At 38.1% G+C, this 712-nt stretch carries 1 protein-coding gene; it reads right to left on the bottom strand.

The annotated features are described in order from the left end of the window. Positions 1 to 712, bottom strand: a 712-nt coding sequence (locus BTO16_RS14955) for an AMP-binding protein (protein ID WP_146105432.1), incomplete at both ends; no start/stop codon positions are given.

Below are 712 nucleotides of genomic sequence, written 5' to 3'. Positions count from 1 at the left end.
GGATAAATCGTAGGTATCTACCAATTCAGTTCCTTGTTTTGCGAGCGCTCTAATTGCAGTTGGCGCTGTATAAAACTGATTTACTTTATGTTTTTCGATAATATTCCAAAAGCGTCCAAAATCTGGATAACTTGGTACGCCTTCAAAAAGTACAGTGGTCGCTCCGTTTGCTAAAGGGCCGTATACAATGTACGAATGCCCGGTAATCCAGCCAATATCCGCAGTACACCAATACACATCATTTTCTTTATATTGAAATGCATTTTTAAAAGTGTACGCTGTATACACCATATAACCAGCGGTTGTATGCACCATTCCTTTTGGCAATCCTGTTGAGCCTGATGTATATAAAATAAATAATGGATCTTCTGCATCCATCACTTCTGCTTCACATTTTGTTGAGGCAGCATCTAACAAAGGTTGCAACCATTTGTCACGACCTTCTTTCATATAAATATCTGAATTGATTCTTTTTGCGACCAATACATGTTCTACTCCAGGACAACTTTCTAATGCTTCATCTACAATTCCTTTTAAATCAATTGTTTTTGCACCTCTATAAGAACCATCCGAAGTAATGACCATTTTACAATCTGAATCATTTATTCTAGTTGATAATGCAGTTGCTGAAAACCCTGCAAAAACAACGGAATGGATTGCGCCAATTCGGGCACAGGCTAAAGTTGCAATTGCCAATTCTGGAATCATGGGT

Origin of the sequence: Polaribacter glomeratus, assembly GCF_002954665.1 — a bacterium.
In the GTDB taxonomy this organism is placed as follows: domain Bacteria; phylum Bacteroidota; class Bacteroidia; order Flavobacteriales; family Flavobacteriaceae; genus Polaribacter; species Polaribacter glomeratus.
The sequence above is the reverse complement of the archived record's forward strand: the minus strand, read 5'-3'. Positions and strand labels throughout refer to the sequence as shown.